Genomic DNA, 23850 nt, shown 5'->3' on the forward strand with positions numbered 1-23850 from the left:
ACAACAAAAGCAAGCTTTCAATGCGTACATTCGGCAAAGTCAGCTAGGATATAACGTTAACATTGCCATCGGTACAATATCAGCAATTTTACCATTTGCAAGCATCATTTTATTTTACAGTGGCAAAATTGAACAAACCCGTCTTAACATCGGTATGGGTGTAATTTCTAGTGTGGTTGGTTTTAAATCTGCCAGTAATAGCAAGAATGAATTAAAGGCACTGTTAGAAAGCTGTGAAATCGTCAACGGTGGTAAATAAGGGTATTAGTTTGATATCATAGCTGTAAGGGTTTAGCAATGCTAAACCCCTACCCAATTTTACAATTTTCTATTCTTTAGTCATCTTTAGATGACTTTTGCTATTAGACTGGGAATTAATTCCCAGTTGGGTTATCGGTTTTACTAATAATTATTAATTAACCATTTTCCTGATTACGAATTACCCGATGTTTTTGCAAATCTGCTAGATTACAAACTTCTAACGCCCTAGCATGGGTAGCTTCTAAAACTACGGTCGGTGCAACACCTGCTTCTAGTGCTTCTTGCCACCTTGCAGCGCATAAACACCAACAATCACCGGGTTTTAAACCAGGAAAACTAAAATAAGGTGCAGGTGTACTCAAATCATTACCCTGGGATTTAGTATATTGCAAAAATTCCTCTGTGACTTGAGCGCAAACAACGTGCATTCCTGTATCTTGTCCACCTGTGGTACAAAATCCGTCGCGGTAAAAGCCAGTCATAGGAGAGGTACAGCAAATTTCTAATTTTGTACCCAGTACGTTTTTAGCTTCTGTCATGATTAATTCCTCACAATTATTATTTATTAGGGAAAACGAACCGCAGAGGCGCAGAGGACGCAGAGAAAGAGGGTTTGAGAGATATTTTGCGTAGGTCTTGATTTTTTAAGTTTGTGGGAGTTTATCAAATTCAATTTTACCATAGTTTAATTTAATAATTCTATCGGCTAAATGAAAATAATGATCATCATGACTAATTACTAAAATTGTTTTTCCCTGTGTTTTTAATTCTGGCAGTAATTGAGTATAGAATATATCTTTGAATAAGGGATCTTGATCAGCAGCCCATTCATCAAATAGATAAATTTGCCGATTTTCTAAATATGCTGTGAGTAATGCGAGGCGTTTTCGTTGTCCTTGAGAAAGAGATGTGGTGGAAAGTTGCCCATTTTCGATTTTGACTTTATGATCAAGTTGCAATTTTTGTAAATATTTTTGGGCTTGAATATCTAAGTTATTATTTTCTAATCCTAGTAGTTCTTCAAATAAATAAAAATCAGAAAAAACTACAGAGAAATGTTGACGATACCATTCACGGTTATTTTCTGTAATCAAATTTTCATCTAAAATAATTTCGCCATTTTCAGGAATGTATAACCCTGTAATTAATTTGGCTAAAGATGATTTACCGCTACCATTGCCACCCACAATAAAAACTAATTCTTGGGGATAAAGGGTAAGATTAATTGGACCAAGAATAAAACTACTATCTTCTTTATCTGTGTAATAAGTGTGAGTAATATTTTGAAGTTGTAAACTGTGCCAATTTGTGAGAGCATGAGGTGGTGCAGTGGCAACTTCTGCACGACTGGCTAAAGATAAACCTAAAGATTCGATTTTTTGTAAAGCAACACTGGCTTTACTAATTAATGGTAAATTATTAGAAATATTATCCATGGGCAACATTAAATAAGTAAATGTGAGAATATAACCTGATAAAGTTTCGGCATCAATGGCGAATAAATGCGGTAAAATAAAGAGGACAAAACCAATGGCAAAGAAAAATATTAATTTACCCCAACTGGTAGTTGTGGCAAACAAAGTTAAACCTTGGACATTATGATTTCTAAATCTGCTGGCTGTGGCTTCTAGACGATTGCTGAGGAAAAATTGTCGGCGTTGATAGTGGAGTTTGAGTTCTTTGATTCCGGCTGTAATAGTGCTAAAGTTATTAAACAAGGCATCTTGATCTTCACGGGCTAAAGCTAATAATTTTTCTCCTCTATCTAATAACCATTTACAACTAGCAATAGCAGCAATCATTAAAACCACAACCATGATAAATACTAACCAAGATAGCCAAGTTATATATAGTAAACACCCCAAAGCCATGGACATATCAATACATAAAAAGGGAATGACATAGACAGCATTAGCTACAGCTTGGACATCTTCTGTTAAAGTTGCTAATAAGCGGGGATTTCCTAATTGTTCTAAATGACTTAATTCCGAGGCTAATATTTGCCGACTTAACCGCATTCTTAATTGCAAAACCGCATTTTGAGATAAGCGAATTAACATGATTTGGGACATTACGCCGGTAATTAAGGCCACGGTGACTAAACCGACGAAACCCCAGGCTATAGTTGTCAGAGGTGCAGCATTGCTTTTACTCGCAGCACTACTAATGAGGGCAATTAATCCCGCGCTACTACCACCACTCAAGAAACCTGTAATAATGGCTATTGCTACCATTGTCCAAGAAGAACGCAAAAGAAAGTAAATTAGATTCATTATGTCAATTGTCAGTTGTCAGTTGTCAGTTGTCAGTTGTTTTACTCCCTGATTTCCTATTCCTGATGTTAATTTTTTGTTTATCAGCCGTTTTATTTTACACCTATGGGGTTTATACAGCGATAGCGAAGCGCTCCGTAGGAATCGCTTTTTTGCGTGACTCCCCTCCCATAAACCCGAAATTTCATCCCCCTGTCACTATCCTGAAACCGCTGTGTGGTGTTGATAAGGGGACTTACACCAACTTAGCTTCATTTTGTCAACAAAATTATCCCCAATATCAAATTATTTTTAGTGTCCGCAGTTCTACAGACCCTAGTATAGAAGTAGTTGAGAAACTAATTCAACAATTCCCAGAAATAGACATTAGTTTGGTGGTGAAAGATCATATTCTGGGTGCAAATTTGAAAATTAGTAACTTAGCTAATGCTGTCACCGCTGCCAAACATGATATTTTAGTAATTGCTGATAGTGATATTCTCGTCGGTTCAGACTATTTGCAAACAGTTATTCAACCGCTAAAAGATGAAAAAGTTGGTGTTGTTACCTGTTTATATCGTTCCACAGCCCAAGGAATAGCTACTATTTTAGAAGCTATTTGTACAGCCACAGATTTTCAACCCGGTATTTTAGTTAGTAATCAATTAGAAGGGATAAAATTTGCTTTAGGTTCAACTATTGTTATTCGTAAAACTACATTAAAAAAAATTGGCGGTTTTGCGGCTGTAGCTGATTATTTAGCAGACGACTATCAACTCGGTTATTTACCAACTCAAGCCGGGGATAAAGTAGTTTTATCTAACTATATAGTAGAACACGGATTAGGACATAGTAATTTATTAGATTCTATCAATCGCCAAATTCGTTGGGCGCGTTGTATTCGTGTTTCTCGTCCTGGGGGTTATGCAGGATTAATATTTACTTTTGGCACAGTTTCTAGTTTACTATTATTAATAACTAGTGGTGGTTCTATTCTCTCTTTGTTGGTTGTATCCATAACTTTACTCATGCGATTAATTATGGCTTGGGTAATAGGGGTAAAAGTTCTTAATGATGCAGTTACTAAAAAGTATTTTTGGTTAATTCCTGTTGCTGATATAGTGAGATTTATAATTTGGTGTTGTGGCTTTTTTGGTAATACTATTGAATGGCGAGGGACAAAGTTTAAATTAGTTAAAAATGGTAAATTGGGAATGATAGAAAAAGAGAAGTCAGAAGTTCAGTAGGAGGAAGGAACAAGAAAGACGGAAATTTCTCCCCTGTACCCCTGCTAACTTTTTGACTACGGTTTTAACACATTAGCGGGAAACTGCCCTTGGACATTACCAGCGGGTGCATAATGGCAGACGACATAGAAAGCTTTGTATTTAGTACCGTTTATGGTTTTAGTGCCTTGTGCTGTACCACAACCTAATTGGGTACTACTTTTCCACACAACCTGGGTAAAATGCCCAGTAGCCGAAGAAAACCCTGGACTATTATAGTTATATAATTTGACTTCATCGTACCATGACTTAACTGCTGTGTTAGCCAGGGCGGCATAGTTTACTGAGGGTGCTGTAGTATAGGAGACATACAAGTTTTCTCCAGCATTGTTCCGTTGATTGGTTGCGCTGTGTTGAAACAATCCATTGGTTGCTAAGTATTGCGCCCAGGCTTGAGCAGTGTTGTTAGCAGAACTACTAATAGTCATGTTAGGACTACGGTGAGTAGCTCGATAACTGTTATGTTTAGATAAAGAAGTGCTACGCAAAGTCGTTAGATCAATAGATGTTTGTGCTAAAACTGGTTCGCTACTCATGGGAATTATACTGGCAAATTGAGAGGGAGCTATTCCCATTAATATGAGAGTTAAAGCTGTACCTGTTGTTAAAGTGAGAGTTGAAAAGAATTTATTCATGTTTTTATCTGTCCTGTGACTAGAATGAATTTTGGTTCTTCCGTACCTGTTATGCCAAATATGGGTTTATTTACCCCATAACCCATATAAATAAAGGGTTTCATTGTGTTTGATGCCAAATTTATGTCAAATTAACCAATGAATTAACGTAAAATCCTTATATGGCAAGGATTTTGGGATTTAAAACAATAATTTAGCATAGTAAGTACGGAAGAGCCTGAATTTTTGACAAGTTAGGTTATCGGCAAGAAGTTTATGTCAACAAAATAAAACACATAAAACGCCTAACAATATGATAGTTTTTTAAAGCCATATTTTTTAACAAAATGATTCAACCCCGTAAACAGTTTGCTCAACATTGGTTAAAAAGTGATAAAGCTCTCAACTCAATTGTCCAAGCGGCTAATTGCCAGGAAACTGATAAAGTTTTAGAAATTGGCCCCGGTACAGGAATTCTCACTCGGCGTTTATTACCGCTAGTAAAATCTTTACTGGCAGTGGAAATTGACCGGGATTTGTGCAAATTACTAGCTAAACAATTGGGTGAAAAAGAAAATTTCTTACTTCTGCAAGGCGATTTTCTGACTCTTGATTTACTATCCCAATTAACAGCATTTCCTAATTTCCAAAAGCAAAATAAAGTTGTTGCTAATATTCCCTATAATATTACTGGGCCAATTATTGAAAAGTTACTGGGGACTATTTCTCATCCCAATCCAGAACCTTTTGATTCTATCGTTTTATTGGTACAAAAAGAAGTAGCGGAAAGATTATATGCTAAACCAGGTTCGAGAACTTTTGGGGCGTTATCGGTGCGGGTACAATATTTAGCAGATTGTGAGTTAATTTGTACAGTTCCCGCTGCGGCATTTGTGCCACCACCAAAGGTAGATTCCGCTGTGGTACGGTTACTTCCTAAACAAATAGAAATTCCAGCCCATGACCCCAAGAAGCTGGAAACTCTAATTAAATTGGGATTTGGGTCAAAGCGAAAAATGTTAAGAAATAATTTACAATCGGTAATTGACCGTGATCAATTGACGCAATTACTGGAACAATTAGAAATAAATCCCCAAGTCCGCGCTGAAGACCTCGGAGTTGCCCAATGGGTATCACTGGTAAATATGATAGGAAATGCTGAATAGTTGTCTTTACTGTTCCCTATTCCCTATTCCCTGTTCCCTGCTTTTATAACCGTTATGCGTTCTTACAGTTTAATTACACCTGCCAAAATCAATTTGTATTTGGAAATTATTGGTAGTCGTCCCGACGGCTATCATGAATTAGCAATGATTCTCCAAAGTATAGATTTATCTGATCAAATTGATATTCACCCTGCCAGTACAAATAATATCCGCGTCTACTGTGATCATCCCCAAGTACCCACAGATAAAACTAACCTAGTTTATAAAGCTGCGGAATTAATGGCTAAGGAATTTCCCAATGCTTTTAGTAATTTTGGGGGTGTTGATATTACCATTAAAAAGCATATTCCTGTTGCTGCTGGTTTAGCGGGAGGTTCTACCAATGCCGCAGCGGTGTTAGTAGGAATAGATTTACTTTGGAACTTGGGATTAACTCAATCAGAACTAGAAGAATTAGGCGCAAATCTCGGTTCAGATGTGCCATTTTGTATTGCTGGAGGAACGGCAATTGCTACGGGTAGAGGTGAAAAACTCGCTCCTTTACAAAGTTTGGATAATTTACATATCGTATTAGCCAAATATCGCAGTTTAGAAGTTTCCACACCTTGGGCATATAAAACCTATCGAGAACAATTTGGGATTAATTATATTCAAGATTCAGAAGGTTTAGCGGCTCGTGCTAGTGCTTTTCATTCAGAAGGCATGGTAAAAGCTATCTTGAATAAAAATACCGAAAAAATTGTCCAAGAACTACATAATGATTTGGAGAAGATTGTCTTACCAGCTTATCCCCAAGTATTGCAACTGCGGGAATTATTCGCCAGTCAACCAGGGGTTTTAGGGACAATGATGTCAGGTTCTGGCCCTTCAGTCTTTGCCATTGTTGAATCTCAAACTCAAGCAGAAATAGTCAAGCAGCGAATACGTGCAGCTATTCCTAATGAGGATTTAGAATTGTTTGTAACGCGGACAATTAAACATGGAATTAAAATCGCCTAATTTATTATGAATCAACCAAAAGAAACGTCATCAGCAGATAGTTCTACTCAAGTACAAGCAACTCCATTACGCTGTATAACTGGAGCTACAATTTCGGGTGGATTTGCCTTTATTACCTATTCTCTCATGATAGCGATCGCTACTACTTTTGCCAATAAACCCAACCATTCTGATAACCAAACCGTCATCAATATCGCTGCCGCTGTCCGTACCCTAGTAGTAGGTATAGTCGCCTTGGGTGCGGGCATATTTGGATTAGTTGCATTAGGCTTATTAGCCTTATCAGTACAACTTTTTATCCAAAAATTAAGCAATCCTAAAAGTAGTTAGTTTTAGCTAATAGGGAATAGGAAGTTATTTTCTTCTTCCTGCTTTCTTCTCTAACTCCTCACTTAATTCCTCCCGACAGCTACAGGTTTAACTAATTGTGAGCGATTTTTGATAAATTGCAAGTTAGTATTTTTCAAACCTGAATTTAACTGATTTTTTTTGCGCCAATCTGTGGGAGATGTATGATTATATTGGCGAAACTGTCGGGAGAAATGACAAGCACTTTGATAGCCAAGATTTGTAGAAATTTCCTCAATTGTTTGATTAGTATTTTTCAGTAAAGGTAGGGCTGCTACCATTCGTCTTTTGATAATCCAAACATTTATGGGATCTCCTGTTTGTTTAGCAACTTGATTAGTTAAATATGCAGAAGAATAACCAACAGCTTCAGCAACATCCGATAAAGTAATTCCTTCTTGATAATTAGCTTCAATATAATCAAAAACCTTTTTCAAATGGGGAATATTCGGAAAAATTGACTGAGAATTTACTGGTGTATTGGGTAATTCTGCTAATGTGACTTGAGGAAAATTAGTAGCATACCAAGATCTAAAAAGATCCTGTTTTTGTAATCTAATTGCGATTGCTCGCAATAATTCATCAGTTGTTGCAGGTTTAGTTAAATAATCATCTGCTCCGAATTCCATTGCTTTTCGCAAAGATGCCTTTGTATTAATAGCAGTTAGAAAAATAAAAGGAATAATTGCCGTTAATCTATCCTCCCGTAGATTCCTTAATACAGTATAACCATCCATGTCTGGCATTACCATCTCACAAATTACTAAATCAGGTAAATATTCTTTGATTAATTGCAGTCCAATAATACCATTTTCTGCACCTATCCCATGATAGCCCTTAGCCTGAAGATAATCTAAAACAAAATTGCGATTCACAACTTCATTGTCAATGACGATAATTTTTTTTGTTGCGTACATAATTATTCCAATCACTAGATTTTGGTGTTTTTAGCCATTACTAAAATCTGTACCGATTCACGGACAAATTTTAGATATAAACTGAGCAATAGGAAAGATAAAATTATAGCGAAGAGTTAATACAATCTTGATAATTGCTATTATCTCAATTAGTAATTAATCTTGGCAGATTCGCATTTAAGATTGAATAATTTTAATTTTATCAATAAAAAGTAAATACTTTCAACTTAGTTGCATAAAACAAATAATTTTTGTTTATATTGCTTTTTAATTGAGCTACCCTAAAATCTGAACGTAGAAACATAAAATTGCGCTATTGTCAATTAATATTTGTGTATATTTGGAGGTTGCGAGATTTGATAAATAGGTAAATTGTGAGTTATTTACCTGATTTTACCAAATTTAGTCTCTTTTGCATTCAACTACGAAAGAATATACAAAGTCATCTGCCCCCAGGAATATATTTTTGTCTCAAATTGGCTACTAATCATTTAGCATCCTCCCTAGGGAAGAGAAATGAATGCAGTAAATACAGCACTTTCCGGTGTTATGTGGGATATATAGCGGGCAAGATGATATATAGCGGGCAAGATGCCCGCACTACAAGAGTTTCGGTAATAATCCTTTATTTATAGGTGTTTCAGGAGTTTTCTGCACGACCAAGCTGTTGTTATAACCTTAAGTATTGAAGTAGAGTCAAATTCAAGATTTGCTTGCAAGCTAACCAGATAAAAGCTGGGATAGTTGTCATATATCTTTTAAATAGTCTGGATGGTTCTTGAGTCAGACGATATAACCACTCCCCACCTAAATGACGAACCCAATAGGGCGCTCTTTTCTGACTCTGAGCAAAAACAGGAAATGCTCCCCCTAAACCAATCATTACAGCCTGAATTTTATCTTTATGTTGATTCATCCACAACTCTTGTTTTGGACATCCTAAAGCCAATAAAACTATGCCTGCACCACTATCGTGAATTGTTTTGATCATAGCTTCATCCTCTGTAGATGTGAGTGGACGAAATGGTAAAGGCTCCATACCAGCAATTTTCAGGTTCGGAAAAAGATCCATTAAGTTCTTTCGCATCTTCTCTAGAGTTACTGTATCAGCACCTAGGAAAAAAAGAGGAATGTCTCTGAGTGGGGCTAATTTGCATATAGATAACAGAATGTCCAAACCAGCAACGCGGTTTTGAGTACCTGCACCCATTAGTTTTAGCATCCATACTAGCGGCATACCATCGGGAGTAACAATATCTGCATTCTTTAAAACAGAGGAAAATTCAGAATGCCAATAAGATTCTACTAGCATATGAGTATTAGCTACGCAAATAACTTTGCTGACTTTGCTCATAGCCCATTCTAAAATGATGTTTATTTGTACCTCAAAAGGTAACGCAGTCACAGGAGAGCCAATTATATCAATTGTTGGAGTTTCCAGGTTGAGATATGGACTGACATCTTGAATTTGACTTTGTTTGTTTACGGTTAGCATATATTTTTGATATTATTGTGTTCACAAAAATCTGCACAGAATGTTTAAAAAATCAAGGCTATTAGACAATTATGCGAGTTACTTTCTAGTAATAGTAATTTCGCATTTTATCGAACAGAATTCAGGAGTCAGGAGTCAGAATGAATTCTGTGCGAGTGGCGGATGAATAACTGGGTTTAAGACCCCCCACCAAATCTACGATTTGGTGGTCTTTAATCAGTCGCAGGTTTGAATCCTCGACTGATTGATTCTGACTCCTGGCTACTGACTCCTGACTCCTTCTTCAACCTTATGAATCAATAGTAATTGCTCCCAAAATAGGAGTAAAAGAGAAATTTAATTGTTCTAATACTTTGGTTAAAACAGAACATTTTGTTTCACCTATTTTTACAGCTAAAATACTTACATCTGTATGTTTCATCAGGATACTAGTATCTGCAAAACCTAATAGATTTGATGTATCATAGATAATTAAGTCAAAATTTTGCTTAAATTGTTCTGTCAAATCTTGGATCTGAGGTGATGAAAGTAAAATTGTCGGATTTGTGGTAATTTGACCAGTAGTTAAGATAGACAAATTATGCTCTAAAGATAATTTTCCTGTATTTTTTACAGTTCTTTTCTTAGGGTCATAATTTTTTTCTCTGATACCGCTAATGTTTTTGTGGATAACATTTTCAAAATTTAAACCTTCAGTAATAATGTTGCTTAATCCTTCTTTATTCGGTAAGTCCAACATTTTATGAATACTAGGATTACGCAGATTTGCATCCACCAGTAACACCCGTTTACCCATAGCTGCTGCTGTCTGAGCTAAGTAAAAAGCAATTGTTGATTTGCCATCTCCAGCATCACCTGAAATAATTGCTAGAGAGCGGATATTATTATCACCATTGAGCAGAGAAATATTTGTGTAAACAGAGCGAAAAGATTCCCAAAAGTTGGAGGTATTATGGTTTTGAAAAGGCTGACCACTTTTAGCAAACTTAATATGAGGAATGTTCCCTAATATTGGTAGTTTAGTTTTATCTTTCACTTCTTCAATATTATAAAAAACGTTATTAAGCTTGTCTATAAATAAGGCAAATCCCGTACTTAATAATGACCCCAAAGCTATTCCTAAAATTAAATTTCGGATGGGACTCGGTGCAAGATTCTCCGGCTGACTAGGAGGAGTAAGTATCTGCCAAGGTATCTGCTTTTGGGCTGAATCTATGCGTAATCTTTCCCGCTCAGTTAAAAAGTGATTGAGGTTATCAACAGCAATTTTTAATTGTCTTTCTAAATCATCTTTTTCACGAATAAGAGCCGGAAACTGTCTAACCTGCTCTTGCAAAGAACTTTCAACTTGACTAAGAGATTGGATTTGGGTTTTTAATAATTGAATTTGCTTAGTCGTATCGAGGAATTTTTGAATTTCTCGCAAACGAGCCGAATTTGGTGGGGCTGAATACAAAGAATTCATAGTTGTATTTGCAAATTTTATGCCCAAAATCTGCAATCTTTCCCTGATAATTAAAGCCAATAAATTTTGTTTTTGAATGAGCAGGGTTTGAATATTTGGGCTATTTTCTGTATATTGAGATGATTTTATGGCGATTGTAGCTTCTATATCTTGAAGTTGGCTCAATAGCTTCTGATAATCAGGAGACTCACTCAAGGCTGAAATAGCCTCTGCTTCATGACTTTTTAATTGCAACTGTTCTTGCAGACTATTATAAAGTGCTTGAGTTCTAGTCAATTGTATTTCATTATCTACCCGTTTTTGGACAATTTGATCAAATTGATTAGCAAGTTGCTGTCCTTGAATTTCAGCATTAATAATGCCATATTTTTGCCGAAAGTTTTGTAGTTTTGATTGGAGGGTTTCCACATTCTGTAATAGTTGCGGCAATTGCTTTTCCACAAAATTAATTGCCAATTTAGTTTCTGTTTGGCGTTCGTCTAAACTGTATTTTAAGTATGATTCAGATGCTTGATTTAATACAAACAAAACTTTTTTAGGGTTGCTATCTTGATAACTAACTTCTAAAATTTGAGTATTGGGTAGGAGGTTGATATTGAGTTGAGGTGCGCTGCTACCTGGGTAATGCTTTTGCACTTTTTGAGTGAGAGGAGACATCAATTTAGGACTTTGTAAAATCTTCAACTTAGTTTCATCAATTTTATTAGCAGTCTCATCTCTTTTTGATCTATCGTCTCGTGCAACTTTATCTTCAGCAGTTATCGGCTCAGTTAAAAGTTCAAATTTACCGACATAAGTGGGAGTGCTAGTCAAAGCCAATCCTATCGCCGCAGCCGCAATGGTAGTTGTGCCAATGATAATTATTGGTATTCTGCGCCGAATAACTGCTAATACTTCACCTAAGTTCAATCCACCTTCATTACCTTCTTCAGATGGAACTTTATAAATCAAAGGCTTAGATTGACGTTGCTGTTCATTTATTTGAGCTAAATTTTGCAGAGAATAGCGTTTTTTTCTCATCTCAAACCTTAGATAATTTCTAATTTAATTCAATATCTTTGCCAAATTCAAAAAAGCCTTAATTTATGGGTTGAGCAAAGTAAAACCCAACCCACAAAAAAATTGCACAGGTATTGATAAAATAATCAGAATATTTGGACATGATTTGACTTCAACAACTTAAACAGTTGATTAAGTTGTAAAGTAACACTGTTTCATGGGTTAAAGTGGACAATTTGGCAAATATCTTGAAGCTTTCAATTTGGTAAATATATTATTATCGTTTTGAGCTTAACCGACAAGTATTGATTCGCAAGCCTACAAACCTTCTGCCAATTTGTCTACAATAAACCATGCAACAATGCTAATTTACAACATAGTCTAGTTTTAAAAAATGTAGGTGCAAAAAAACAGGGTTTTTAGTTCATCAACTAGATGTTAACTTTTTTGGTTATGAAACTTTTGACAAGCATGGGATACATCCTAGATCAGTTCTTTACGTAGTTGAGAAGTGATCTGACTATTAAAGTACCCTAATTTACTTATCTTCCTGAGAATAAATCCAATGATAAATCAACTTTCTGAACTTGCATATTTTGGTGGAGAGCCAAAATTTAAAGAAAAACTATTTGTAGGTCGTCCAAATATTGGAAATCGAGATATTCTTCTCAACAGGATTAATGATATGTTAGATCGCCGATGGTTATCTAACAATGGGGTATTTGTGCAAGACTTTGAACAGCGGATTGCTGATTATTTAGGAGTTAAGCACTGTATCGCTGTTTGTAACGGTACTATCGCCCTAGAGTTGGTCATTCGTGCCTTAGAGTTAAAGGGAGAGGTAATTATTCCTTCTTTTACCTTTATTGCCACAGCCCATGCTTTACAATGGCAAGAGATTACACCGATTTTTTGTGATGTTGACCCTAAAACCCATACCCTTGATCCGGAGAAAGTAGAGTCTTTAATTACACCGCATACATCAGGGATTATGGGTGTCCATGTTTGGGGACAGCCTTGTGACGTTGAATCTTTGACCGAAATTGCTGACAAGCACCAACTCAAACTAATGTTTGATGCTTCCCATGCTTTTGGCTGTTCTCATCAAGGAAAAATGATTGGTAATTTTGGTAATGCTGAGGTATTTAGCTTTCATGCTACTAAATTTATCAATACCTTTGAAGGAGGTGCAATAGTCACCAATGATGATCAGTTAAATCAAAAATTGCGGTTGATGAAAAACTTTGGTTTTTCTGATTTTGATAAGGTCATTTACTTAGGTACTAATGGTAAAATGTCCGAAGTATCAGCCGCTATGGGGTTGACTTCTTTAGAAAATATGGAAGAGTTTATTGAGGTCAATCGCCGTAATTATCATTATTATCAAGAGGGTTTAGCTAACATTCCAGAAATATCATTATTTCCAGTCAATGAATCTGAGAAGCATAACTATCAATATATTATCTTGGATATAGATGAGGAGAAGACTCAGGTTAGTCGAGACTTATTAATTAAGATTCTTCATGCTGAGAATGTGATTGCTAGGAGATATTTTTATCCTGGTTGTCATCGCATGGAACCATATCGCTCTTATTTTCCTCATGCGGGTTTGCTGCTACCTGAGACAGAGAGATTAGCGCAAAGGGTTCTGATTTTGCCGACAGGAACAGCGATTTCAGAAGATGATATTAGTAAAATATGTCAAATTATTCAAATTGTAGTTGCAAACGAAATCAAAGAGACAAATAGAGATTCTGAATAATTATGAAACTGGCAATAATGCAACCATACCTTTTTCCGTACTTTGGATATTTTCAACTTATAAACACAGTAGACAAGTTTATCATCTATGATGATGTACAGTATATAAAAGGTGGGTGGATAAATAGAAACAGAATTCTCTTAAATACGCAAGCCCATCTATTTACATTTAGCATCAAGAACGACTCTACTTTTTTGAACATCAATCAGAGATATTTTACAAATAAGTTGGATAAGGAGAAAGAAAAACTCTTCAAAATAGTTGACTCTGCTTACTCAAAAGCTCCCTTTTACTCAAATACCAAAAAATTATTAGAGTGTATACTATTGACTGACGAACTGAATATATCAGATATGATCACACAAAGCTTAATACTGATTTGCAATTATTTAGATATAGGGACACAATTTTATATTTCTTCAGAAATTGATAAAGATAATACATTGAAAGGAGAAGAACGAGTTATTGCTATAAATAAATGCTTGGACTCGAAACATTACATAAATTCAATTGGAGGAGAGACATTATACTCAAAAGATGTATTTAAAGAAAATGGTATAACATTATCTTTTATCAAACCCAAATTAGTAGAATACAAACAATTTGAAAATCAGTTTGTTCCTTGGCTTTCAATTATTGATGTTTTAATGTTTAATTCAGTTGAGAAAACAAGAGAAATGCTACAGGAGTATGAATTAATATGAATGCAATAGGTGGATATTTTGGCTTGGAACTTGATAAGAAAAATGAATATCATTCTGAAGCTATCCGTTTAAATACTGGAAGAAATGCCTTAGAATATATCTTAATCTCAGGATTTTACAAGAAAATATATTTACCTTATTACACTTGCGAGGCTCTAGTAGAGCCGGTAAGAAAATTAGGTTTATTACATGAATTCTATTTCATTAATGAAAAATTTGAACCCATATTTGACTTTTCATTAATTAAAGAAGACGAATGTTTTTTATATACTAACTACTTTGGGCTTAAAGATGACTTTATCTATACGTTAAAAATGAGGTGTGCTAATTTAATCATAGATAATGCCCAAGCCTTTTATGCAGAACCTTTAGAAGATACTGATACATTTTATTCACCTCGAAAGTTTTTTGGTGTTGCTGATGGAGCATATTTATACACTACTAAGATTATTCAAAGAGAATTGGAACAAGATATTTCTTATGAAAGGTTTGCACACCTACTTCGTAGGATTGATATGAATGCGGAAAATGGTTATTCATTCTTTATAAACAATGATAAATCATTGTCTAATATGCCTATTTTGAGGATGTCAAAGTTGACTCAAAGAATGCTGAGTTCAATAGACTATCAAGATGTTGCTGCTTGTAGGAGAGACAATTATAATTATTTATATATTGCTCTAAAAGATTTAAATAAAATAGATTTTAAACTCAATTTGGATCAAGTTCCTATGGTTTATCCATTTTATACAGATGATTTAACTATTAGGAAAATCTTGATTGAAAATAGAGTATATACAGCACAATATTGGTCTAATGTTTTGGATTGGGTTGATGAAGATAATATTGAATATAAATTTACTACTAATATAATTCATCTACCAATAGATCAAAGATATTCTGAAGATGATTTAAGCAAAATAGTAACGATTATATTTGAACAATATTAAAGGTAGAATTGAATGAACATTCACGGTGAAAAGGTTATATTAATAGCTATAGAAGCAGAAGACTTAAAACAACTTCAAGTATGGGCAAATGATCCAGAAATTCAATATATGCTTGGAGGTTGGCATTTTCCAACTAGTATGAATGATCAACAAACTTGGTATAAATCTCTTTCATGTAATTCTAACAATCAAAGATTTATCATTCTCAATGAAAATAATGTTCCAATTGGAATGGCAAATCTTATTAATATCAATTATAAGGATGGTAATGCTGAACATGGTTTATTATTGGATAAAAACTATCGGGGTAAAGGATACGGTTATAATGTAGTTGTGGCTATAATGAATTATGCCTTTAATGAATTAAGATTAAATAGATTAGAAACAACTATTATTGCCAATAATCAGCCATCTTTGAATCTATTCATGAATAAATGTAGATGGAAAAAAGAAGGTGTTTTAAGAAATTGGTACTTTAGGAATGGTGAATTTGTTGATAAAATATTTTTAGGTATTTTAAGAGAGGAATTCATGGACATATATGGAGCAAATAATCATGAACAGCCATAAAAATAGTTTACTAGAATACGGATTTACTATCATAGATTCTGTCTTCGATGATAAGTTTGTTGATAAAATTAATCTCTCTCTTGCAAGAAGTTATGATTTGTGTAGAAAGATTCAGATTAAAAATGGCATAGATGCTGTTACAGATGGAACAGTTCATCATTTAATTGCATCTCATGACATGGTTTATATAAAAGTGATTGATAAAATATGCCAATCAGAAATATTTAATTTTATTAAAGATTATTTCAATGGCAATTTTATTCTTAATAGCTATGGAGGTGTTATAAATCTACCTGAAAAGCCGTCTTATGTAGCAAATATTCATAGAGATGTCCGATTTTTTTCAGGTGAATTTCCATTGATGCTTAATTTGTTAATCATGCTGGATGATTTTACTTTGGAGAACGGAGCTACTTATCTGTTAGCTGGATCTCATAAGCAGGACGAAAAACCAACTGAAAAAGAATTTTATGATATATCGGATAGAGCTTTAGGCAAAAAAGGAGATATTTTATTTTTTAATTCAAATTTATGGCACGCAGCAGGGATTAACAAAACTGATCAGGCAAGAAGAGCAATAACTATAACTTTGACAAAACCATTTATGAAACAACAGTTAGATTACCCAAGGGCTGTAGGGTATGATAAATTAGAAAAAATGAGTTCTCGGTTACAACAATTAATAGGTTTCTTTTCTCGAACTCCATCAACACTTGATGAGTGGTATCAAAAACCGGAAAATCGTTTTTATCGTCCAGGACAAGATTAATAATCACCGGAGTTTAAAACTATGATTACAAACAGAGATTACAACCAAGAATGGAAAGACACATCTAATCACAAATATATTTATGATTTCGATTTAGATGTAATTCATCCTTTCATGATTAAGTCATTTACTCCATTTTTTCGTTTAGGCAATATAATGGAATTAGGAAGTTTTAAAGGAGATTTTAGAAGGAGATTGTTAACTCTTTTTAAAGATATTACCTGTGTTGAAGCCTCAAATGAAGCTATTGATATTTTAATTCACCGCTCTGGAATATTTTTTAAAGCACTTGCCAATTTTTAATGGGATAGATTATTAAGTACAGATATAATTTCCCCAGAATATGTGGAAGGGTGTTATCAACTGGGACAACAATATCCTGATTTATGCTCAAGTATTTTTCTAATGTGTGAAAAGGGTAAATAAGATGGACGTTCCTTTACTATCAGTTTGTTCGACAACATACAATCATGTGAATTTCATAAAACAAGCAATTGATGGGTTTCTTGTGCAAAAAGTTGATTTTGCATGGGAGATAATTATCGCAGATGATTTTTCGACAGATGGTACAAGAGAAATTTTATTAGAGTACAAGAATAAATACCCTGACTTGATAAAACTAATTTTACAAGAAAAAAATGTAGGAGCAGCACAAAATTGTATTGACTTAATTACCACTCCCAAATCTAAGTATATTGCCCTCTGTGACGGTGATGACTATTGGACAGATCCTCTTAAACTGCAAAAACAAGTTGATTTTTTGGAAGCTAACCCTGACTTTGCCATTTGCTTTCATAACGCCGCAGTTATTAATGAGTATTATCCCGAAAAAAATCGACTAAATAGTGATGATTTAACCCCAGAAGTTAGCACTTTGGATAACCTCCTTAAAGGAATCAACTATATTGCAACTGCTTCAGTTGTAATCAAGACAAATTTGATTCAAAATCTGCCTGATTGGTTTGCTTCTCTTCCTTTTGGAGATTATGGACTATACCTAATCGCAGCACAACACGGAAAGATAAGATATCTCAATGAGATAATGAGTGTTTATCGCATTCATCAAGGAGGTGTATACTCGAACTTATGCAACACGCCCAAGGGTATGACACGAATCCATCAGCAAACCTATGAGTTTTGGAAAATAATTAATAAATCTGCCACTATAAGTCAATCAAGTCTAAGACAAGCTACTTTAAGATCAATCAAGAACGTTGTTTATAGTGCAGCTAACTCAAAACAAATAAAAGTCTTCTTAATATACCACTATCTTTTGTTAATTCACAGCCATGGTGAAGATTATAGGCAAGTACCTAAAAAAATTCTTAGGCTTTGCCGTTCTGCTATCAGAGAATTGCGCGACCATTTGGTACACATATAAAAACAAAATCCTTTAGTCTGTACACGTACATAATTAAGTAGAAAGGCATATCTTTGGGTAAGTCTCCCCAATTACATCCGGTTCTGAGTTGATAGAAAATACCATCTAAGATTTTAAGATTTCTCGTTTAGTCCATGTCTGCGGACGAGTCAGCTTTTTCTTTGGCAATGGCGGTTCTATGATTAACCACTCTTCATCCGTCAAGCTACTTGAGCATATTTACCTCACCTTTTGGTTTGATTTCTCTACATCGTAAAAGATACCAAATAGGTTCTATAAATCATAAAGAAAGATTCCCCAATTTTCTGAATAACCTAATTTTAGATACCTCTTTTTATAAATCAAATTCATCAGGTATTAAGCACTAATGACTCATTTTCTCTCCAAGCTGTTATATATCACAAAAGGAAATCATAAGTCGCTGATAGCGATGCTTTTCCTATTCATCCTTGTTTCTGGCTTAGAAGTTTTTGGAACTGGAATGATTTCTCCATTTATTGCGATCGCTGTCAGTCCAGATGCAATCAAAAGTATTTACTGGTTAGATTTAATTTACAAACAGTTGCATTTTAACTCTGAGCAGCAATTTTTGATCATTCTAGGATCTGTAGTTATTATTGCCTTTTATCTAAAAGCATTCTTGGCTTTTAATGCTCAAAAAGCAGTGTTCAAATTTAGCTCTAGTTTAAAAAGAGAACTATCTTGTAAACTCCTAAAATCATATATCGAAGCTCCTTATGGCTACCACCTACAGATTAATTCAGCAACACTTATTCAGAATATCACTAACACAACAGATGCCGTTTCTATTGGTGTAGTATCTACATCTTTGACATTTATCTCTAATACTGTAATCGTCCTGGCATTAATGCTGCTTTTAATCAAAACTAATGCGATCGCTTTAATTCTTATTGCGGTGCTGCTACTTATTTCTTTTGGATTGTTGCATCCAATGAAAGACCGTTTAGCTCGTTGGAGTAAAGAGGGGTTTCATGCTTATGGGGAGATGATTCGGATTACAAATCATGGATTAGGGGGATTGAAAGAAACTCGTATTATTGGTTGCGAATCCTATTTTGAGGATCAGATGGAGGAGCAATCAAAAATTTATGCCAAAAGTAACACTTTAGCTTCATCCTATGGTAATCTTCCCCGCTTTGTACTTGAGCCATTAATGATGAGCTTCTTAATAGGCTTTACATTTTTATTTATCACCTTAAATCAAGATAAAACGCAAAATCTGACTGGGGTTTTAGGAATTTTTGCGCTCGCTTCGGTTCGTCTGCTACCAGCAGTTGGAAATTTAATCTCTGGCATTAATGTAATTAGAGGTAACAGTTATTCTCTTGATCAGCTATTCTTTGACCTTAAAGAATTGGAAAAAGAAAAGCTGATAAGTAACTTTGATTCTGCTAGAGTTTCTAACAAATTATTGCCAAAAGGGCAGCAAACATTTCGGTTTGCTGATAAAGTTATTTTAGATGGACTCACTTTTCAATATCCTAACACTGACAGAAATGTACTAGAAGATATTTCCCTATCTATTCGCAAGGGAGAGTCTATTGGACTAATTGGTAAATCTGGTGCTGGTAAAACCACTTTGGTTGATGTTATTCTCGGTCTTTTTATCCCTCAATTTGGAGATATCAAAGTTGACGGAGTTTCAGTTTATAGCGATTTACGCTCCTGGCAGAATATGCTTGGCTATGTTCCCCAATCTATATTTTTGATTGACGATACCCTTGAGCGAAATATTGCTTATGGAGTTGCTGATCATTTAATTGACAAAAATAAATTAAAGAAAGCAATTGCAATGGCTCAACTTAGCGAAGTAGTCAAACAACTTCCAGATGGAGTGAAAACTATTATTGGTGAACGGGGAGTTCTTTTATCAGGAGGACAACGCCAAAGAGTTGGCATTGCGAGGGTGCTTTATCACGAAAGAGAAATACTGGTTTTTGATGAAGCCACCGCCGCTTTAGATACTGAAACAGAACATCTGATTACTGAAGCAACAAAAGCTTTAGCTGGTAGTAAGACAATCATTATTATTGCTCACCGTCTTTCCACAATTGAGCATTGCGATTGTATTTATCAACTTGAACAGGGTCGAATTCTCAAATCAGGCAGTTACCAGGAAGTGATTGTAGAAAGATAAGAAATTATGTCATTTTTCATCCGATTTAAAAATTATCTCCGTGTCAAGTTATTTATGTGGAAGGATTTACACCTGCAAAATCCTTGTATTTAATGAGTCAATGTAAGCATTTTGTGATTGCAAACAGCACCTTTAGTTGGTGGGGTGCTTGGTTATCAGAGCATAAAGATAAGTTGATAGTTCGCCCCGAACCCTGGAATAATCAACAATCTATTTTATCTGACTTTCTTCCACCTGGTTGGATTGGATTACCTAAACATCCCATCCTTAAGTCTTCGGCAATATCTAAATCACTTTTTTCGGGCGGCTAAAAAACTCTTGGTTTTCCTTCAACAATACCTTTGCCAAACAAAATAAGACTCTATAATAAGAGGATTAAGTAATATGGAACCCCTGGTAACAATCATTGTCACTGTTTTTAAACGAGTTGAATTTATCCGAGAGGCTATTGAGAGCGTTTTAGCACAAACATTTGAGTCCTATGAAATTATTGTTACAGACGATGCAGATAGCGAAGCTGCAAAAACTATTTGCGAATCAGTTAGTAGACCTGATCGAGTTCGTTATCGGTCTAACAAGCGGAGACTTGGTGTAGCATTAAATCTCCGTGTTGCCATATTGCAAGCAAGAGGGAAATATGTGGCTATTCTCAATGATGATGATTATTGGGAACCTAATTTCTTGTTTCGACTAGTATTGCCATTAGAGCAAGATTCTGGACGCGTATTAGCATTTAGCGATCATTGGATCATGCTTCAAGATGGCAAAATTGATATGCAACAAACCGATAGAAATACAAAGATATTCAAAAGAGATAAACTTTCTGAAGGTGAGTTAAGAAACACAACCGATCTCGCGCTCAACAAAACAATTCCCCTTGTACAGGCATCTGTTTTCCGAAAAGAGTTTCTAGATACCGATTTACTCGTTACTAATGTTTCTGGAGCTTATGATTTCTGGATTACTTGTTTACTCGCAGTTAGTGGTCAGCCATTTTACTATGTTGCGGAACGTTTAACTCGTTATAGAACACATCCCCAGATGGAAACGCTTAGACTGGCTGCTGATAAATTTGAGCCAGAAGTTTTCATATACCGTAGTTTGCTGCAAGCGAATTACTTTCCTGAATGGCAAAAGTTTATTGAACAGCAGTTAGCATATATGTTGTATAGGTGTGGTAGGGCCAGATTGGAATTTAACGATATTCAAAAAGCTCGCCAATTATTTAAAGAATCATTACGCTTATTTCTGTCCTGGAAAGCTGTACTAAGGCTGAGTATTACTTACCTTCCTAAACCAATCCGTTTAGGCTTGTCCTTCACTCAAATAGTTAATTAATTTCATCACTATCTCAACTTAAAAGTAACTACTCCTCTCAAAATTCTTAGATGTTTCTCATATTCACCGCAATATTAATTAATAAGCATTACAGTTATGGATAAGAATTTGATTGTAAGTATCATCATCAACAACTACAATTATGATCGCTTTCTGTCAGAAGCAATCAATAGCGCCATTAACCAAACCTATCCTCATACTGAAATTATTGTTGTTGATGATGGTTCAACTGACAATTCCCGTAATATTATTGATGGATATGGCGATTGCATCATTCCCATCTTTCAAGAAAACGGTAAACAAGCTGCGGCTCTAAATAGTGGCTTTGCATCCAGTCATGGTGATATTATCCTTTTTCTTGATTCTGATGACTGTCTCTTGCCTAATGCAGTTGAGCAGGTTGTAGAGGCATGGAAACCGGGAGTTGGCAAAGTTCACTACCGCTTACAAGTCGTAGATACCGAAAAGCAACCATTAGGATATTACATTCCTACGACTGAAGCGAAGTTATCTTCTGGAGAGGTATGGCGACATTTGCTCCAAACCAGTGGCTATACAAGTACGCCCATGAGTGGTAATGCTTACAGTCGAACTGCTCTAACTAATGTTTTCCCAATTCCCGATGACTATAAGACCACAGCAGATGACTATTTGATGATCTCAACACCATTTTATGGTGAGGTTGTGGGCATTGAAGAACCACTTGGGTTATATCGCATTCACAACAGTAACCAATGGGCGTTGACATCAGTTTCCGGCAGCCGATTTCGCCGATTTGTGCAACATGACTTGCAAAACTTTTCTCTGCTGCTACAACGCGCTAAGGAGTTCGGTCTAGAAGTTCCTAATGACTTGGAAAAGAGATCCCTGGGTCGTTTGTGGTCACGTTTAGCATCGCTGCGTCTAGAACCTCAAGTCCATCCTGTTGTTTCAGATAATTCACTTCAACTTATTTATTGGGGGTTTCGGTCTCTCTGGAAATATTCTGACTTTAACTGGCAGAAACGATGTATTTATAGCATCTTTTTTCTCTGGGTTGGACTGATGCCAGTTCCACTAGCAAAATTGGGTTTTACCTGGTTATATGCTCCCCACCTTCGTCCAAAAACAATTGATCGGATATTAATTAAAATTCGCACATTAGTTAAATAAGCCGCCAATAATTATTGATCAAAGATTCAGATTTATGAAGACTCCATTTCGTTTAGGCGTTGTTTTTACCCATCCAACTCAACATCACGGTCCTCTATGGAAAAAGCTCAATGAACAAGCGGGTCTTTCAGTCAAAGTATTTTATCTGTGCAATGAAAACCAAGCGAGTGGTGACGTTCTACTGGGTGGAAATTCTCAACCTTGGGATGTTGACTTATTGAGTGGCTACGAGTATGATTACCTCAAAGATTTTTCTGGAAGAGTACCATCCGAACAAAAAAAGAACGCTATCAGCCCAGAGTTGTTCAATAGTCTCACTCTAGATAACTTAGATGCCATTTTTATGCAGAGTTTTGTTAATTACTCTTACCGATTAACTGCTCTGCTGTGTAAACTTCGTGGCATTCCTTTAATCATGCAGAACGATGCAACCATCATGTCCGATTGTCGCTATAGTCGCTCGCGGCAAATTATGATGGCGATTCTTTACCCCTGGATGCTTAACTTAGCAGATTATTGGCTTTCATGCGGCGACCATAATGAAATCCACCTGCGTCATTATGGTGTTGCAGACGAAAAAATTGTCCGTGGGTGTCACCCCGTAGATGGTGAACGATTTGAGCAATCAATTAGGCAAAACCAAGACGAAATTCGGAAAATTCGCCGAGACCTTAGTTGGAATGAGGATACTTTAATCTATGGTTTTGCAGGTAAATATATAGAGCGGAAAAATCCCTTTGAATTTATTGAAGCTATAGAAAAAGCACATCAACGTGATCCGCGTGTCAGAGGAATCATGATTGGTGGAGGTGACTTAGAATCCGAGATTAATCAACGTCTTAGTCAACTTCGCAATGCAGAGGTTATCAACCTTGGTTTTGTGAATCAAACCAAAATTCCGCTTTACTATGCAGCGATGGATGTTTTTGTAGTCACATCTTGGATCGATCCTCATCCCCTTGTAGTTTCAGAAGCAATGGTCTCAGGTTGTCCACCTATTTTGAGCGATCGCTGTGGTAATTGGGGGTATAACGATACAGTTCGGCATTGTTACAATGGTCTGGTCTATCCTTGTGGTAATTCTGATGTCTTAGCAGACAGGATGCTAGAAATGATTGATATTGAGACTCGCAAGCAGTACAGCACAAAGTCGAAAGAAGTCTTTTACGGACAAGATATCTACTGCGAAGTCAAAGCTTTTTTGAAAGTGATAGAACGAATCAAACAAGGCGTTGAAGATAGCTATCATTAGAATCTGTTATTT

23 protein-coding genes are annotated in these 23850 nt (G+C 35.5%); 17 read left to right on the plus strand and 6 right to left on the minus strand.

Features of this window, described 5'->3' with window-relative positions; translation table 11 throughout:
• The first annotated feature begins 28 nt into the window (after nt 1–28).
• Nucleotides 29–259 (plus strand): TRADD-N-associated membrane domain-containing protein, encoded by a 231-nt coding sequence (locus tag ANA_RS28565; RefSeq protein WP_371260409.1) that lies wholly within the window; start codon nt 29–31, stop codon nt 257–259.
• Between the two features lie 157 nt (nt 260–416).
• Here ANA_RS28565 and ANA_RS15435 read toward each other — a convergent pair whose 3' ends face one another.
• Nucleotides 417–800 (minus strand): DUF2237 family protein, encoded by a 384-nt coding sequence (locus tag ANA_RS15435; protein WP_015080971.1) that lies wholly within the window; start codon nt 798–800, stop codon nt 417–419.
• A gap of 105 nt (nt 801–905) precedes the next feature.
• Nucleotides 906–2534 (minus strand): cyclic peptide export ABC transporter, encoded by a 1629-nt coding sequence (locus ANA_RS15440; protein WP_015080972.1) that lies wholly within the window; start codon nt 2532–2534, stop codon nt 906–908.
• A gap of 29 nt (nt 2535–2563) precedes the next feature.
• Here ANA_RS15440 and hpnI point away from each other — a divergent pair, with 29 nt between their 5' ends.
• A complete protein-coding gene (hpnI, locus tag ANA_RS15445) occupies nt 2564–3760 on the plus strand; it encodes a bacteriohopanetetrol glucosamine biosynthesis glycosyltransferase HpnI (protein WP_371260347.1) in 1197 nt (398 codons plus the stop codon).
• Nucleotides 3761–3816: 56 nt separating this feature from the next.
• Here the strand turns inward: hpnI and ANA_RS15450 are convergent, their stop codons facing one another.
• Nucleotides 3817–4434, minus strand: a complete 618-nt coding sequence (locus tag ANA_RS15450) for a CAP family protein (RefSeq protein ID WP_015080974.1) — start codon at nt 4432–4434, stop codon at nt 3817–3819.
• Nucleotides 4435–4760: 326 nt separating this feature from the next.
• Between ANA_RS15450 and rsmA the strand changes: the two genes are divergently transcribed.
• From rsmA to ANA_RS15465, 3 genes are read left to right on the plus strand one after another with little or no spacing between them, the layout of a single operon-like run.
• Nucleotides 4761–5579 (plus strand): 16S rRNA (adenine(1518)-N(6)/adenine(1519)-N(6))-dimethyltransferase RsmA, encoded by an 819-nt coding sequence (gene rsmA, locus ANA_RS15455; protein ID WP_015080975.1) that lies wholly within the window; start codon nt 4761–4763, stop codon nt 5577–5579.
• A gap of 54 nt (nt 5580–5633) precedes the next feature.
• Nucleotides 5634–6578 (plus strand): 4-(cytidine 5'-diphospho)-2-C-methyl-D-erythritol kinase, encoded by a 945-nt coding sequence (gene ispE, locus ANA_RS15460; protein WP_015080976.1) that lies wholly within the window; start codon nt 5634–5636, stop codon nt 6576–6578.
• A gap of 6 nt (nt 6579–6584) precedes the next feature.
• Entirely contained in the window at nt 6585–6908 is a 324-nt protein-coding gene (locus ANA_RS15465; RefSeq protein WP_015080977.1) for a DUF3082 domain-containing protein, read from the plus strand.
• Between the two features lie 62 nt (nt 6909–6970).
• Here ANA_RS15465 and ANA_RS15470 read toward each other — a convergent pair whose 3' ends face one another.
• The 3 genes from ANA_RS15470 to ANA_RS15480 all read right to left on the minus strand — a co-directional run bounded on the left by ANA_RS15470 (nt 6971) and on the right by ANA_RS15480 (nt 11823).
• Nucleotides 6971–7843 carry a response regulator transcription factor gene (locus ANA_RS15470; protein WP_015080978.1) on the minus strand — a complete coding sequence of 291 codons (873 nt, stop codon included), beginning with the start codon at nt 7841–7843 and terminating at the stop codon, nt 6971–6973.
• A 670-nt stretch (nt 7844–8513) separates the two neighbouring features.
• Nucleotides 8514–9338 (minus strand): WecB/TagA/CpsF family glycosyltransferase, encoded by an 825-nt coding sequence (locus tag ANA_RS15475; RefSeq protein ID WP_015080979.1) that lies wholly within the window; start codon nt 9336–9338, stop codon nt 8514–8516.
• Between the two features lie 289 nt (nt 9339–9627).
• A complete protein-coding gene (locus ANA_RS15480; RefSeq protein WP_015080980.1) occupies nt 9628–11823 on the minus strand; it encodes a GumC family protein in 2196 nt (731 codons plus the stop codon).
• A gap of 544 nt (nt 11824–12367) precedes the next feature.
• Here ANA_RS15480 and ANA_RS15485 point away from each other — a divergent pair.
• The 12 genes from ANA_RS15485 (at nt 12368) to ANA_RS15540 (ending at nt 23838) form a co-directional block, all read left to right on the plus strand.
• Nucleotides 12368–13564 carry a DegT/DnrJ/EryC1/StrS family aminotransferase gene (locus ANA_RS15485; RefSeq protein ID WP_015080981.1) on the plus strand — a complete coding sequence of 399 codons (1197 nt, stop codon included), beginning with the start codon at nt 12368–12370 and terminating at the stop codon, nt 13562–13564.
• A gap of 2 nt (nt 13565–13566) precedes the next feature.
• On the plus strand, nt 13567–14268 hold the full coding sequence (locus tag ANA_RS15490) for a WbqC family protein (RefSeq protein ID WP_015080982.1): 702 nt from the start codon (nt 13567–13569) through the stop codon (nt 14266–14268).
• A complete protein-coding gene (locus ANA_RS15495; protein WP_015080983.1) occupies nt 14265–15218 on the plus strand; it encodes a hypothetical protein in 954 nt (317 codons plus the stop codon). The genes ANA_RS15490 and ANA_RS15495 overlap by 4 nt, the downstream gene beginning before the upstream one ends.
• Before the next feature lie 12 nt (nt 15219–15230).
• Nucleotides 15231–15788, plus strand: coding sequence for a GNAT family N-acetyltransferase (locus ANA_RS15500; RefSeq protein ID WP_015080984.1), 558 nt, complete (start codon nt 15231–15233; stop codon nt 15786–15788).
• A complete protein-coding gene (locus tag ANA_RS15505; protein WP_041458100.1) occupies nt 15775–16557 on the plus strand; it encodes a phytanoyl-CoA dioxygenase family protein in 783 nt (260 codons plus the stop codon). The genes ANA_RS15500 and ANA_RS15505 overlap by 14 nt, the downstream gene beginning before the upstream one ends.
• Before the next feature lie 21 nt (nt 16558–16578).
• A complete protein-coding gene (locus ANA_RS15510; protein WP_051155199.1) occupies nt 16579–16860 on the plus strand; it encodes a hypothetical protein in 282 nt (93 codons plus the stop codon).
• A gap of 124 nt (nt 16861–16984) precedes the next feature.
• Complete coding sequence (locus ANA_RS15515) at nt 16985–17938, plus strand: glycosyltransferase (protein ID WP_015080986.1); 954 nt, start codon at nt 16985–16987, stop codon at nt 17936–17938.
• Nucleotides 17939–18305: 367 nt separating this feature from the next.
• Nucleotides 18306–20096 (plus strand): ABC transporter ATP-binding protein, encoded by a 1791-nt coding sequence (locus ANA_RS15520; protein WP_015080987.1) that lies wholly within the window; start codon nt 18306–18308, stop codon nt 20094–20096.
• A 56-nt stretch (nt 20097–20152) separates the two neighbouring features.
• Nucleotides 20153–20407, plus strand: a complete 255-nt coding sequence (locus ANA_RS15525; protein WP_015080988.1) for an alpha-1,2-fucosyltransferase — start codon at nt 20153–20155, stop codon at nt 20405–20407.
• 73 nt (nt 20408–20480) lie between these two features.
• Nucleotides 20481–21434, plus strand: a complete 954-nt coding sequence (locus ANA_RS15530) for a glycosyltransferase family 2 protein (RefSeq protein WP_015080989.1) — start codon at nt 20481–20483, stop codon at nt 21432–21434.
• A gap of 96 nt (nt 21435–21530) precedes the next feature.
• Entirely contained in the window at nt 21531–22586 is a 1056-nt protein-coding gene (locus tag ANA_RS15535) for a glycosyltransferase family 2 protein (RefSeq protein WP_015080990.1), read from the plus strand.
• A gap of 34 nt (nt 22587–22620) precedes the next feature.
• On the plus strand, nt 22621–23838 hold the full coding sequence (locus ANA_RS15540; protein ID WP_015080991.1) for a glycosyltransferase family 4 protein: 1218 nt from the start codon (nt 22621–22623) through the stop codon (nt 23836–23838).
• The last annotated feature ends 12 nt before the right edge of the window (nt 23839–23850 follow it).

Origin of the sequence: Anabaena sp. 90 (genome assembly GCF_000312705.1) — a bacterium.
Lineage (GTDB): Bacteria > Cyanobacteriota > Cyanobacteriia > Cyanobacteriales > Nostocaceae > Dolichospermum > Dolichospermum lemmermannii.